Source organism: Alcanivorax sp. (assembly GCF_002726155.1).
Classification (GTDB): domain Bacteria; phylum Pseudomonadota; class Gammaproteobacteria; order Pseudomonadales; family Alcanivoracaceae; genus Alcanivorax.
This window is the reverse complement of the sequence record NZ_PBSH01000007.1, coordinates 36,411-49,638: the sequence shown is the minus strand read 5'-3', so window position 1 is coordinate 49,638 and position 13,228 is coordinate 36,411. Positions and strand designations below refer to the sequence as shown.

Genomic DNA, 13,228 nt, shown 5'->3' with positions numbered 1-13,228 from the left:
GAGTGAATCCAATGAGACTGAGCATTCCGCTACTGGGAACCTTGCTGTTAGCCACCGTGCTGGCCGGGTGTACCCATGTTCGCAGCAGCCAGGATGTGGAACTGTCCGGTGAGGGCAACTGGCTGGTTCTGCCGATGGTGAACCGTACCGCGACTCCCCAGGCGGGTTTACGGGCGGCGTCCATTGTCGAATCCGTGCTGTACCGCCATGGCGTGAATAACGTAACCCGCTACCCGGAAAGCGATAATGAAGGGGTGTTGTTTGAAGGCACCTCGGCGGCCAATCGCAAGAAAATGAACCAGTGGGTTGCCTCACAATCGGCCCAGTATGTGGTGAGCGGGGTAGTACACGAATGGCGCTATAAAACCGGTGTCGATGGTGAGCCTGCGGTGGGGGTGATGATCGAAATTCGTGAGTTGCCGGCAGGCCGTATCGTCTACAGCGGCACCGGCTCGCGGGCCGGCTGGGCACGCCAGTCGCTCAGTGAAACCGGGCAGAAAGTCATCGATAAATTGCTCGCTCCGGTGGTGCAGTAATGCTTGAACGCATCAGCAACGGCAAATTGGCGGGGCTGTTCATGCCCGAGCCAAGAGTGCTGTGGTCGCTGTGCGAAGCAGTGATTCTGATGGCGTTGGCCGTTGCCATGGGGTTGTGGCTGCGTGAGGAGGATCCGCTGACGCTCATCGGGACCTTCCGCTGGGTGTTGCTGGTGCCGATCTTGCTGGCGCTGCGTTATGGCAGTTTGCTCGGGGTATTCGGCATGCTGTGCCTGGTGGCCAGCTGGTTTGTGCTGACCGCCCTGGGCTTCTATCCAGGGATGGAGTTTCCTGAATCCACTATGCTTGGTGGTTTCGTGATTACCCTTATTTGCGGTGAGTTTGCGGATATGTGGCGCGTTAAGCTGATGCGCGCAGACAGTGCCGCCAGCTATGCACTGGAGCGCTTGCAGAACCTGACACAGCGGTATGTGCTGTTGCGTCTCTCCCACGACCGGTTGGAAGAAAATCTGCTGATTAAGCCGTATACCGTGCGCGATGCGCTGGTGCGGTTACGTGATCTGACCCTGGATGAAAGTGACAAGGTGCGCCTTCCGGCGGCGGATGATCTGATCCACATGTTGGCAGAATATTGCCAGCTGCAACGTGCCGCGCTTTACCGGGTGGTGGATGGCGTAATCGATGATGAGCCCGCCGCAAAGCTGGGGGAGAACCGTCCGCTGGAGCGCGACAATGATTTGCTCCAGCACGCGCTGGACAACCGGCTCCTCGCCCATATTCAGCAGCACGATCACGACAGTCATTACCATGGTCAGTACCTGGTTGCGGCCCCCATTATCAACAGTGGTGGCGCCTTGATCGGGGTGATGGTCATCGAGCGTTTGCCATTCCTGTCCATCAATTATGAAAATCTGCAGTTGCTGTCGGTACTGCTCAACTTCTACGCGGACGTGGTGCATGCAGGCGATGAAGTGGATGACATGCTGGATCGCTGGCCCACCATGCCATTCCGGATTGCCAGTGAGTTGGCCGCGCTGGTACGTCTGCGCGAGGGCAGCCGGGTGGATACCTCGCTCACTTTGTTTGTCGCCGATGACAGCGAGCAGGCGGGGCTGATTCTGGATGCATTGGCGCGTGGTTTGCGTAGCCTGGATCTGGCCTGGTGGGTAAACGACAACGCGCTGATGATCATGATGCCGATGACCGGGGAATCCAGTCTGGAAGGCTTTGTGTTACGCACCGAGAAATGGCTGGCAGACGAGTATGCCTTCATGAGCCTGCGTCAGGCCGGGGTGCAGTTCTATTACCGTCACCTGGATCAGCGTGAGGCAATGGAGCAGGTAGCCGAGCTGTTGGAGGCCGCGGGTGTCTAGTCTCAAACTGCTTATTTACGCGGTCAGCGCGGAGATAGCCTCCCTGCTGTTGCTGCTGAGCAGACAGGCAGACCTGTCCCTGTTCGTGCTGTACCTGTTCTCTCACGGGTTGGCATCGGCATTGCTGTCTGTTGTGGCCTGGGGGCTGCTGCCGCCACGTTTCAGAACACCAAAGATTCTTTCCTGGGTGCTGATTTTTTCCTTTGCGTTTTTTATTCCGGCGGTGGGGCTGGTCACCATTCTTGGTGGGGTCGCTTTGGGTATCTGGCTGCCGGCGTTGTTTCGGGACAAGCCATTCGGGCTGGTGGACCAGCCCTATTTTACCCCGGTGCAGGTCAATAACGCGGCCGGTTTTCGGCAAATCGATCTGAAAAGCCTGCTAACCACATCAAGGGCGCCCAATGCCCTGCGGGTGCAGGGCATGTTGGTGCTCAAGGATATGCCCGCCAAGGTAACCGGCAATTTGTTACGCCATACCCTGGGGGATTCCTTTGAGGATTTACGGCTACTGGCCTACGGGATTCTTGATCAGAAAGAAAAGGAAATTACCCGGGACATTGAACGCGCCCTGCATCTGTTGGAGCGGGCCAAGGAGTCGCGCCGCTACCGTTTGGCCCGTCGCTTGGCCGAGCTGTATTGGGAGCTGAATTATCAGGACCTGGTGCGCGGGGATATCCGTACCCTGACGCTGGAACGGGCGGCATTCTATGCGGACATGGGCTTGATGGAAGCGCCGGAAGATGCCGGCTTGTGGTTGCTGCGCGGGCGCATCCAGTTAAACCAGGGGGAAATCGGTGAAGCACACCAATCCATGACCTTTGCCCGTCGTCTTGGCTTGTCCGCTGCGAAAGTGAACCCCTGGCTTGCGGAAATTGCGCTGCAACGTCGGCAAATACCGCTGGTGCGGCTGCTGATGCGTGAAATTACCGATGACAGCCAGTTCACCCAGCTCAATAAATCCGTTGAATTCTGGAGGGCCTATGAGCCTGCCACGGGCGGATAGCGCCGATATCTGTTTATTACTGGAAGGCACTTTCCCTTATGTGAGTGGCGGCGTGTCCAGTTGGGTAAACCAGATTATTCGTGGTTTTCCCGAATATACCTTTGCCTGCTGTTTTGTGGGCAGTCGCCCGGAAGACTACGGCGACATGAAATATGAGCTGCCGGATAACGTGGTGCACCTGGAAGTGCATTACCTGCACAATTTTCAGCGGGGGGCACAAAAGCGTTCCTTCAAGGGCAATCGCAAGGCCTATGCCGATCTGCGGCGTTTCCATGAAATGGTGAAAGACGGCATTCATTCCCGGGAGCGCAGCGAGCTGTTCAGCCGCATTGTCACGCACCTGGGGGAAGGCGAGGATTATTCCGAAGAATCTTTCCTGCACAGCCGGGCCAGCTGGGATTACATTGCTGAATCGTACCGCGAGTTCAGCCGTGACCCGTCCTTTGTGGATTATTTCTGGACCATCCGCATCATGCATTCGCCCATCTGGGTGCTTAACGATATTGCCGACAACCTGTTGCCGGCGAAGATGTATCACACCATTTCTACCGGCTATGCGGGTTTTCTCGGTGCCATGCTCAAGCGCCGCACCGGCAAGCCGTTGTTGCTGTCCGAGCATGGTATTTATACCAAGGAGCGCAAGATCGACCTGTTCCAGAGCGAATGGATAAGCGATAACCGCGGCCTGGTGGAAAAGAACAATGCGGAGATGGCTTATTTTCGCGAAAAATGGGTGAATTTTTTCACCGAGCTGGGGCGTGAGTGCTACCAGGCATCGGACCGGATTGTGGCGCTTTATGAGCGCAACCGTGAGCGGCAAATGGAAGATGGCGCTCCCCCGGACCGCACCCTGAACATTCCCAATGGCATCGACTTGCCGCGGATGCAGAAAGTCCGTGCGGCCCGCGGGGAAGCCATTCCTCCGGTGGCTTGCCTGATTGGTCGTGTGGTGCCCATCAAAGATGTGAAAACCTTTCTGCGTGCCATGCGTACCCTGGTCAATGTATTGCCAGACGCGGAAGGCTGGATTGCCGGCCCGGAAGATGAGGACAAGGAATACGCCAAGGAGTGCCACGGTTTGGTGGCCAGCCTGGGGCTGGAAAAGAATGTGAAGTTTCTGGGCTTCCAGAAAATTGATGAGCTGTTACCGAAAGTGGGCGTGATCGTGCTCAGCTCCATCAGTGAGGCGTTACCGCTGGTCTTGCTGGAAGGCTTTGCCGCCGGGGTGCCGGCCGTTTCCACGGATGTGGGGTCTTGCCGTCAGCTGATTGAAGGCCTGGGCGAAGCCGATCGGGCCTATGGAAAAGCGGGCGAAGTGGTGGGCATTGCCGACCCGGAAGCGTTGGGCAATGCGGTTGCCTCGCTATTGAAAGACAAGGATGCCTGGCACCAGGCGCAGCAGGCGGGTATTCGCCGGGTGGAGAACCTGTACACCCAGGAAATGATGTTTGGTGCTTACCGTGATCTGTACCAGTCGCTGGTGGGGGACACCGACGCAGCCGGCCCGCAAGAAAGCAACAATCGTCGCCGGGAGGGACGCCACTAATGGCCGGCATTGGTTTTGAACTGCGTCGATTACTACGCAAGGACACCCTGCTTGGCCTGATTCGGGCCTATGCCTATGCCGGTGTAATCAGCTCCGGCCCCTGGGTGTTGTCGATTATCGGTATCCTGATTATCGGTATCTTCAGTCTGGGTATGGTGGTGCCGGATGCCTCGGTCACACAGTTTCAGGTGACGGTGACCTACCTGATTGCGATCAGTTTGATTCTCACCGGCACAGTGCAGCTGGCCTTTACCCGCTTCTGTGCGGACCGCTCGTTCGAGGACCGTGAAGACCTGATTCTGCCCAATTTTGGTGGCGTTACGGTGTTGGTGACGGTTATCTCTGGCGTGCTGGCGTTGCCGGCGGCCATGTTCCTGTTTCCCGGGCAAAGTGTGCTGTTCCGGGTGTTGCTGATCGCCTGTTTTGTGGTGTTGAGTAATATCTGGATTGCCACGGTCTTTCTGTCCGGCATGAAGCAGTACAAGGCGATTCTGTTGCTCTACGCCCTGGGCTACACCATTACGGTGCTGGGTGCCTTGATGCTGCGCTTTCTGGACCTGGATGGGCTGCTGCTGGGGTTTTTGTTGGGGCAGGTGACCCTGTTAGCGGGGATGCTGGTACTGATTGTGCGAGGCTACCCGGCCGAGAGCATCGTCTCGTTCGACATGTTCGGCAAAAAATACCTGTACCCCAGCCTGATGCTGGTGGGATTTTTCTATAATGCCGGGGTGTGGGCGGACAAGGCCATGTTCTGGTTTTACGACGGCACCGGTAGCGACGTGATTGGGCCGCTGCGTGCCTCGTTGATCTACGACATTCCGGTATTCCTGTCCTACCTGTCGCTGATCCCGGGCATGGCTGTATTTCTGGTGCGTATGGAAACGGACTTCGTGGAGTATTATTCCAACTTTTATGATGCGGTTCGTGAAGGCGGGTCGTTGTCCTATATCGAAGACATGCGCAACCAGATGGTGTTCGTTATCCGCCAGGGCATCTTCCAGATTCTCAAGATTCAGGCGATCTCGGCGCTGGTGATCATGGTGGCCGGTGCGCAGATCTTTAACGCTTTGGGCATTTCGGAACTGTACCTGCCGCTGCTCAAGGTGCAATTGATCGCCACCGCGCTGCAGGTGGTCTTTCTCGCCATCATCAACGTGTTCTGTTATCTGGATCAGCGCCGCGTACTGGTCCTGCTGACGGGGCTGTTCTTTGTGCTCAATGTGATCTTTACCGGCATCAGCCTGTACCTGGGGCCCCAGTTCTTTGGCTTTGGGTTTTTGTTGGCGTTGGCCGTGTGTGTGCTGCTTGGCCTGTGGCTGGTGAGCCGCAAAATGGCGGAACTGGAATATTCCACCTTTATGCTTAATTGATAGGCGGGATCTAATTCGGCCTCCCTGGCCACAGCGGGTTTATAGAAAGCGTGTTGCATGCTGCGTGAAGCGTGTGGCGGCCGCAGAGCGGCAAAAAAAAACGGCGCCAAAAGGCGCCGTGAATAGTTTGGCTCGGGAGAGCTATCACGGAGTAAAACTCCGGAGCCGGTGAATGGGACTCACCGACACCCCGAAGTATGTGGACAACTGTTCTCGCAAGCATTCGCTTTGCAGACTTTTTGTTTAGCCTTCTAGGCCAATATTTGCACTATCGTTCAGTTTTTGCCCGCCATCAGGCATCAGGTCGCATTGCCGCAGGCGCGCCTGCCAGAGCGAGACATGGTGCTTGAGCGCCCGGTTTAACTGGCTTTGCAGGCCTGTATTGGAAAAATAATGGTCCTGCCACTGTGCAAAAGCAGGGAGAGTGGGGGCCAGCAATGCTTCTATCTTCGTCAGGGCGTTGGCCAGTTGCTTTCGCTGGCGCTGTGCGTCTGCCAGGGCCTGTTGCACCTGGCTGCCCCAGATGTTGTCCAGCACATTACGCAGTTTTCGGGCTCGAGGCGTGGGCCGTCCTTTGGGGCAGAGCGTCACCGGATCGATACTTTCGAGCAGAATATTGCCGCGTTCCAGCTCTCGCAGTGCCAGCGCCAGCCGTCGCAGTAATTGCCCGCCGGCCTGACTGTGGGCGATTTGCTGCAAGCGGGCTTCCAGCCCGAACAATTGCTCCGGGCTTGGCAGGGCCTCGCCCTGAAAGGGAGACTGGGCCAGTTGCTCCAGGCTTAGCAGCGCTGCCTGGCTGTCGCCGGCCATGGCAGAGGGCGACTGGCTGAAAAACTGACGAAACTCCGCGCTGGCCACCAGTGCATTCCAGTACAGGGCGGGTAGCGCCGCCTGCTTCTCGGTGACCACTTGTTCAAGCAGGGTAACCAGCGCCTGATTGTCCAGCTTGTTGCTGGCCAGGCATTGGCGGGCACGGCGGATAAAAGTCACTTCATGTTTGAATCGCAGCGAGTCGGCCTGCAGCTTGCCGAGCACGCTATTGCGTTCGCTGATCAACGACATCAAGTTGCAGTGGCGCAGTTCCAGATAATCGAGCATGTCGACCCGATGCTCGGGGATCGGTTGGTGCAGTTCCCGGTTGCCGGGGTAGGGCATTATCGGCAGGGGTGCCCGTTCAGGAACGGCCTGTTGTGAAAGCCGCGCCAGGCGTGAGAGATAATCCTCCCAGCGGGCCTCGCTGTCGTTGCCGGGCATTAGCCACCACAAGGTGAATGCCACCAGAAAAACCGCCGCAATGATTAGGAAAACCGTTTTTATCCTTGCTGCCAAATCCATCCCCTGGATGCTGTTGCTTACCGCTGTGCGCCGCGTGCTTAGCCACTGGTACCGAATCTTTTTTCTGAGTGTGCGGCCTGGTCTCTGCGCGATTTGTTGATGTGATAGTTGCGACTATCGTCGAACGCAGGTCCCACGTCTGTGGTATGTTTCCCACGTTAATCATTTTGCCAAGGAAGGGTCTCATGCCAAGTCGGGGTTTGTCGGTTTTTCGTCTCTTGATGTTGTGGTCCGTGCTGCTGGTGGCGGCCTGTGATGATACGGGTGACACCTCGGGAAAGGGGGAAAGTAACGGCGCTGTTGCAGAGCAGAGTGAGACCGCCCCTGCCGTCTCCCCGCTGGATGACCGCTGGCAAACCCATCTGGCAGCCTTGCCGGCCGGCACCATCAGTGCCCGGGCGCCTCTGGTTGTGCGTTTTAATCACCCGGTGGCGACTCCCGATCAACTCGACAAGCCTCAATCCGGCGTCGCGCGGTTGCTGCCGGAACGGGCTGTTACGGCGGTGTTTACCGCCGAAGACCGGCTGGAAATTCGCCCCGCCGAGCCGTTACCTGGCGGGGAGTCGCTGACTCTGGTGCTGTATGCCCAGGGGCTGGCCAATGTGGATAATGCCTTGAGTCCCGCTGAATTCTCCCTGCAGGTGCTGCGCCAGCAGTTGAGCCTGACGGTGGAGTCCCTTTTGCCCACGGACGATGGTGGCGAAATGGTACTGCGCGGCAGTCTGGAGACCCGGGATCTGGCGGATCAAGCCAGGGTGGAAGCGGTGCTGAATGCCAGCCAGAACGACAACGCCCTGACGATTGCCTGGCAGCATGATAGCGCCGGTCTGCGCCATGCCTTTTCTGTCGCCGGGATTGCCCGCGAACAACAGGGCAGTGAGGTGTTGCTGAGCTGGGATGCGGCGCCTCTGGGGGTGGACAATAGCGGCCGCCGCCACTACACCGTACCCGCCCTGAAAAACTTCGCAGTGACCAATGTGCGAGCGGTCAGTTACCCCCAGCCCCACGTTCAGGTGAATTTCTCCGAAGCCTTGCAAGCCACCCAGAACCTGAAAGGGCTGGTCACGTTGAATGGCAAGGCGCCGCGAGTGGAAGTGGATGGCAGCACTCTGCGCATTTATCCGCAGGATGACCTGGAAGACGACGTGGAACTGGTGATCGACGGGAGCCTGCGTTCTGCCAGCCAGGGCCGCCTGGCCGAGAAACTGGAAAAAACCGTCACCCTGATGACCAACAAACCCGGTGTGCGCTTTGTGGGTGAGGGCACCATTCTGCCCAATGGCAAGCAATTGAGCGTGCCGTTTGAAGCCGTGGGTGTGCGCTCGGTGAAGGTGCAAGCGTTCCGGGTATTCGATGACAACATCGGCCGTTATCTGCAGGGCAGCGAGCTGAATGAAGCGGACATGGACTCTCGCAGCGGCCGTTACCTGTGGCAGAAAACCCTGACCTTGCCGGGCAGCGGTGATGGCTGGCAGCGCTATCAGCTGGATCTTACCGAGTTGATGGCCAAACACCCCAACGGCCTGGTGCATCTGACCTTGGCCATTGATGGCGACGACATTAACTACAGCTGCCCGGATGGCGCCCTGAAGAAAAAAACCACTTTGCCGGACAGCTATGAAGGCCCCGGTCAAGATGATGGCGGCAATGATCTTTACGAAAACTATTACATCGATGGCGGTTATCTGAGCTGGTACGAAAAAGATAATCCCTGCTCCGACAGTTACTATGAATACAATGATCTGGCCAGCAGCACCCGCGCCTTTCTGGCCTCCAACCTGGGGCTGATCGCCAAGCGTGGCCAGAACGATACCCTGCTGGTAGTGGCCACCGAGCTAGACAGCAACACCCCCGCCGAAGACGTGGTGCTCAAGGCCTATAACTACCAATTGCAGCAAGTCGGTATGGGGCTCACCGATGCCGAGGGCATGGCCAGCCTGACACTGGATGGCAGCGCGTATTACCTGGAAGCGGTCAAGGATCGGGACAACGGCTACCTGAAACTGGCCCGCAACCGGGCCTTGCCCACCAACCAGTTCAACACTGGTGGACAGCAGGTGCGCGATGGACTGAAAGGCTTCTTCTACGGCGAACGGGATGTGTGGCGCCCCGGTGATGACATTCACCTGACCTTTATTCTGGAAGACCAGGACAACACTATCCCCGACGGCCACCCACTGACGCTTGACTGGTTCGATCCCCGTGGCAACAAGGTGAAAAGCTATACGCTGGACAAACCGGTGGGCGATTTTTATGCCTTTACACTAGACACTGAAGAGGACGCGCCCACCGGCAACTGGCGGGCCGTGGCTCGGCTGGGGCAACGCTATTTTGATACCCCGATCCGGGTGGAAGCGATCAAACCCAACCGGCTGAAAATCGAACTGGATCTGCCGGAGACGCTTTACACCAACGAAGCCACTAACATTGGGTTATTTACCCAGTGGCTTAACGGCGCCACCGCTGCCAATTTGGAAGCCGACATGAAAGTGCGTGTGAGTGCGCGCACCACCCGTTTCACTGGTTACGACGCTTATCACTTCGACGATCCCACTCGCAAGCTCAGCAGCGAACCCTTTACGGCTTTTGATGGCAATGTGGATGCGAAGGGCAACGCCACCGTGCCGCTCACCGTGAATGTGGAGCAAACCCCGGGCATGCTGCGTGCCACCCTGACGACCCGCGTGTTTGAAAACAGCGGCGATTACAGTACCCAGATTCGCAGCGTGCCGGTGTACCCGTTCAAGCATTGGGTCGGCATGCGCATCCCTGAAGGCAGCGGCTGGGGCGGGGCACTGTCCCGTGAAGGCCTGCATGCCATCGACCTGATCAGCCTGGACAGCGACGGCAAGCCCGACGCCAGTCGGCCTCTGGATATCAGTGTCTACCAGATTGATTGGCGCTGGTGGTGGGACCGGGCCGGCGATGATCTGAGTAACTACATTAGCGACCCGAACACCAAACGTGTGGCCGAGGCGCAGATCACCACCGATGCAGAAGGCCGCGCCCAGTGGAACCTGAACGGTGAAGACTACGACTGGGGCCGTCATCTGATTCGCATCTGTGACCGACAAAGCGATCACTGCACCGCACAAATCGTGTACCTGGGCTGGAGCTGGGACCAGGCCAGCGGTAGCCAGGATGCGGCCACACGTCTTTCTCTGTCCGCAGATCAAGATCGCTATGCGGTTGGCGACATCGCTCATATCGAGCTGCCGGCCGTGGCCAAAGGCCGCCTGTTGGTGAGCCTGGAAACCGGCTCACGGGTACTGGATCACTACTGGCTGCCCGCCAATGGTGAAGCGCAAACCCTGGATATCCCCATCACCGCCAACATGGCGCCCAATGTCTATGTGCACGTGGCGCTGCTACAACCGCACAGCGGTCGCAACAACGACCGGCCTATCCGTCTTTATGGGTTGGTGCCGCTGTTGGTGGATGACCCGAATACCCGTCTTGCCCCGCAAGTGAGCGCCCCGGACAAGGTGAAACCCGAAGACACCTTTACCGTGAAGGTCAGTGAAAAGCAGGGAAAACCGATGACCTACACCCTGGCGCTGGTGGATGAAGGCCTGCTTGGCCTGACCAACTACCGGACCCCGGATCCCCACGACAGCTTCTATCGTCGCGAAGCCCTGGGCGTGCTGACCTGGGATTTGTTCGACATGGTGGTGGGAGCCTACGGGGCAGAACTGGATCAGCTGCTGGCACTGGGCGGCTCTGACGGGGCTGACGATGGCCGGGAAAAACAGCGTCGGCGTTTCCCGCCGGTGGTGAAGTTCCTGGGTCCGTTCACGCTGGACGCCAATGAAACCGCTAATCACGACATCACCTTGCCGCCGTACATGGGCCAGGTGCGGGCCATGGTAGTGGCCGGTGACAACGGCGCCTACGGCAAGGCCGAGCAGGATATCACTGTCACCCAGCCGCTCACCGTGCTGAGCACTTTGCCGCGGGTACTGGGCCCGGGTGAAAGCGTGTCGCTGCCGGTGACCGTATTCGTCACGGATGACAGCCTGAAAAAAGTCACCCTGACCGTGAATGCCGATGAAGACCTGTTTGAGGTAGAGCAGGGCAAGGCCACATTGACCTTCACCGGCCCGTCCGATCAGATTGCCATGCTGAAAATCACCGCCAGGGAGCAGGTGGGCACTGGCGAGATTACGGTCACCGCGAAAAGCGGCAAACACCGCACTTCCGAAACCGTGCACCTGCCGGTGCGTGCGGCTAACCCGCCCACCACCCGCGATACCCGCAAGGTGCTGGCGGCCGGTGACATCTGGGCGCTGGAATCGCAGCCCCATGGCATTGCCGGCACCAATAGCAGCACCGTGGTGGTCAGTGCCTTGCCCGCCATGGGCCTGGAGCGCCGGCTGGACTATCTGTTGCGTTACCCGCACGGATGTATCGAGCAGACCACCTCGTCGGTGTTGCCGCAGTTGTACCTGAATCAGTTACTGCAGCTGAGCGAGCAACAAAAGCAGGACGTGCAGGACAACGTGACCGCTGGTATTGAACGGCTCAAACGTTTCCAGTTGGCCGATGGGGGCTTCAGCTACTGGCCCGGCCTGGCCAATGCCAGTGACTGGGGCACCAGCTATGCCGGTCACTTCCTGCTGGAAGCCAAGCGGCTTGGCTACGCGGTGCCCGCCACCATGCTGGAAAACTGGACGGCCTATCAGATCCGTCGCAGCCAGAGTCTGGGCGATCGTCCCTGGCAGTGGAGCGCGGAAGCCTATCGCCAGTACACCCTGGCGTTGGCCGGTAAACCGCAGGTGGGAGCCATGAACCGGCTGCGTGAGCGGTTGCAAATGGCGCGGCCGGATTACCTGCGCAGTGCCAGCTATCACAGTGGCCGCTGGCTGTTGGCTGCCGCCTACCTGCAAATGGGTCTGACTGACGTGGCGGCGGAACTCACCGTCAACGCGGCCGCGGATCTGGAATACGATGGCGCCAGCTACACCTATGGCTCCTTGCTTCGCGACCAGGCTATACGCCTCACCGTGGCTGATGCTCGCGGTGATACCGCCGAGGCCTGGACGCTGGCGCAGGACATCGCCAGCCAGCTGTCTGCCGATCACTGGTACAGCACCCAGACAACGGCCTGGTCACTGATGGCCATGGCGCGCTACGCGGGTAGCCAGAGCGATGAGCAGGGCTATCAGTTTGCGATCCGCGAAGGCAAGCAGGCTTGGCAGGAAATAGCGGTCACCTCGCCGGTTTATCGCCAGACCCTGAACGATAGCGAAGCGGTGCAGGCTTTCAGTGTCCGCAACGACAGCGAACGCAAACTGTTCGTCACCTTGAGTAATACCGGTACACCGCTGCCCGGTAACGAGCAGGCCAGCAGCGAAGGGCTCAGCCTGACTACGCGCTTTCTGGTCGATGGTAAACCGGTGAACCCGGCCAGCCTGCCCCAGGGGCAGGATTTTGTGGCCGAAGTCACCGTTACCAACACCGGCAACCGCACCCTGGAAAACCTGGCGCTTACCCAGATTCTTCCTTCGGGCTGGCAGATCACCAGCAGCCGCCTGGATGGCAGTGCCGAGGACCAGGAGCGGGTGACTTACCAGGATTTGCGCGACGATCGGGTGATGCATTACTTCGATCTGAAACCGGGTAGCAAGCACAAGCTCACCGTTCGCGTGGCCCTCAATGCCTCCTTCGCTGGCCGCTTCTATCTGCCCGCCTGGAACGTGGAAGCCATGTACGACGGCACCCGCCAGGCCCGCAGTAAAGGGCAATGGATTGAGGTGAAGCGTGAGTAGACCGGATTACGGCCTTCGGGGAAGCGCGTCTTGATGTGTAGGTCGTGTTAGGCGTAGCCGTAACCCGACATCCGGCCTCGTCGCTCGCGGCAAATGCGCAATGTCGGCTTACGCCTTTAGGCTAAGCCGACCTACGGGGGAGTGATCACGCGATATTTTGATGCCCGGGCGTGGAGGTCGTGTTTACCCAAGGGTACAGAAAGGCCGAAGGCCGTAACCCGGCATCCAGCCTCGTTGCTTGCAGCACATGCCCAATGTCGGATTACGTCTTGCAGGTTAACCCGACGTACACGGTGAGGGTATTGCTTACGCTGGGCTGCGCGCATCTCTTCTCGT

At 58.6% G+C, this 13,228-nt stretch carries 7 protein-coding genes; 6 read left to right on the top strand and 1 reads right to left on the bottom strand.

Translation table 11 applies throughout. From position 1 onward, the window contains the following. Positions 1 to 11: 11 nt before the first annotated feature. The 5 genes from CL546_RS02465 to pelG are packed head-to-tail and all read left to right on the top strand — an operon-like array spanning position 12 to position 5,789. Positions 12 to 536, top strand: a complete 525-nt coding sequence (locus CL546_RS02465; RefSeq protein WP_007150665.1) for a hypothetical protein — start codon at positions 12 to 14, stop codon at positions 534 to 536. Further along, the gene (locus CL546_RS02460; RefSeq protein ID WP_290492851.1) at positions 536 to 1,870 is read left to right on the top strand and encodes a PelD GGDEF domain-containing protein; all 1,335 of its coding nucleotides are present in this window, start codon (positions 536 to 538) and stop codon (positions 1,868 to 1,870) included. Before CL546_RS02465 ends, CL546_RS02460 begins: the two co-directional genes overlap by 1 nt. Further along, positions 1,863 to 2,873, top strand: a complete 1,011-nt coding sequence (locus tag CL546_RS02455) for a hypothetical protein (RefSeq protein WP_290492849.1) — start codon at positions 1,863 to 1,865, stop codon at positions 2,871 to 2,873. Before CL546_RS02460 ends, CL546_RS02455 begins: the two co-directional genes overlap by 8 nt. Beyond that, positions 2,851 to 4,419, top strand: a complete 1,569-nt coding sequence (pelF, locus tag CL546_RS02450) for a GT4 family glycosyltransferase PelF (RefSeq protein WP_290492848.1) — start codon at positions 2,851 to 2,853, stop codon at positions 4,417 to 4,419. Before CL546_RS02455 ends, pelF begins: the two co-directional genes overlap by 23 nt. Further along, entirely contained in the window at positions 4,419 to 5,789 is a 1,371-nt protein-coding gene (gene pelG / locus CL546_RS02445; RefSeq protein ID WP_290492847.1) for an exopolysaccharide Pel transporter PelG, read from the top strand. The genes pelF and pelG overlap by 1 nt, the downstream gene beginning before the upstream one ends. A 243-nt stretch (positions 5,790 to 6,032) precedes the next feature. Here the strand turns inward: pelG and CL546_RS02440 are convergent, their stop codons facing one another. Continuing rightward, complete coding sequence (locus CL546_RS02440) at positions 6,033 to 7,118, bottom strand: DUF3080 family protein (RefSeq protein ID WP_290492845.1); 1,086 nt, start codon at positions 7,116 to 7,118, stop codon at positions 6,033 to 6,035. A gap of 191 nt (positions 7,119 to 7,309) precedes the next feature. Between CL546_RS02440 and CL546_RS02435 the strand changes: the two genes are divergently transcribed. Further along, on the top strand, positions 7,310 to 12,892 hold the full coding sequence (locus CL546_RS02435) for an alpha-2-macroglobulin family protein (protein ID WP_290492843.1): 5,583 nt from the start codon (positions 7,310 to 7,312) through the stop codon (positions 12,890 to 12,892). Positions 12,893 to 13,228 lie beyond the last annotated feature (336 nt).

What these genes read in the sequence shown, in the direction of transcription:
- pelG (WP_290492847.1), top strand. Translation starts at nt 4,419, where the DNA reads ATGGCCGGCATTGGTTTTGAACTGCGTCGATTACTACGCAAGGACACC.
- CL546_RS02435 (WP_290492843.1), top strand. Translation starts at nt 7,310, where the DNA reads ATGCCAAGTCGGGGTTTGTCGGTTTTTCGTCTCTTGATGTTGTGGTCC.
- CL546_RS02465 (WP_007150665.1), top strand. Translation starts at nt 12, where the DNA reads ATGAGACTGAGCATTCCGCTACTGGGAACCTTGCTGTTAGCCACCGTG.
- CL546_RS02460 (WP_290492851.1), top strand. Translation starts at nt 536, where the DNA reads ATGCTTGAACGCATCAGCAACGGCAAATTGGCGGGGCTGTTCATGCCC.
- pelF (WP_290492848.1), top strand. Translation starts at nt 2,851, where the DNA reads ATGAGCCTGCCACGGGCGGATAGCGCCGATATCTGTTTATTACTGGAA.